General features: G+C 47.5%; 1 protein-coding gene and 1 pseudogene. Both read right to left on the reverse strand.

Annotation, left to right across the window (positions count from 1 at the left end):
- A pseudogene (locus R7Z47_RS25095) lies at window positions 1-113 on the reverse strand (DUF2063 domain-containing protein); the annotation flags it as partial.
- On the reverse strand, window positions 110-667 hold a 558-nt coding region (locus R7Z47_RS25100; protein WP_318130795.1), incomplete at its 5' end, for a DUF692 domain-containing protein. The gene R7Z47_RS25100 and the pseudogene R7Z47_RS25095, both read right to left, overlap by 4 nt.

Raw genomic sequence — 667 nt, forward strand, 5'->3', positions numbered from 1 at the left:
ATCTGCATGCGCTCGTCAGCGGTAAACTGACCGCTTGCAATATTACAGTCATCGCCCAATGCCTGATAGTGAAGCGCTTTCGCAAACTGATTTTGTAAGGTGGCTAGCTTCATGAGGCTTTCCTCGTAGCGCTAAGCGGGGTGGTAATTTGGGAGAGAAGGAGCGAGGCCTTTTCCGCTTCTGCCAATAACACTTCTGGTGTTGGGATATCTAAGTCCCATTCAATTAAGGTATGGCGCGGACCATACTGTTCAACCCAGTGTTGATATAACTTCCAGACTTCCGTGCTGACGGGACGGCTGTGAGTATCAATCCAAATTTCGCCTTTATCGAGTTGCTTGATGGTGAAACCCGCCAAATGAATTTCATCCACTGTGTCTGCCGGAATGACGGACAGATAGGTATTGCAATCAAAGCCGTGATTGAAGGCTGATACGTGTACGTTATTCAGATCGAGCAGTAACCGGCAACTTGTGCGCTGCTGAACTTCAGTGAGAAACTCCCACTCGCTGATCGTCGAGTGTTGAAACTTCACATAGCTCGATGGGTTCTCGATTAAGATTTCGCGTTGCAGATAATCCTGAACTTCAAGCACATTGCGAGTAAAAACGTTCAGTGCTTCTTCGGTGTATGGTAGGGGAAGCAAGTCGTTAAAATAATGCCCACC

Origin of the sequence: Vibrio sp. 1641 (assembly GCF_033339995.1) — a bacterium.
Classification (GTDB): Bacteria; Pseudomonadota; Gammaproteobacteria; order Enterobacterales; family Vibrionaceae; genus Vibrio; species Vibrio alginolyticus.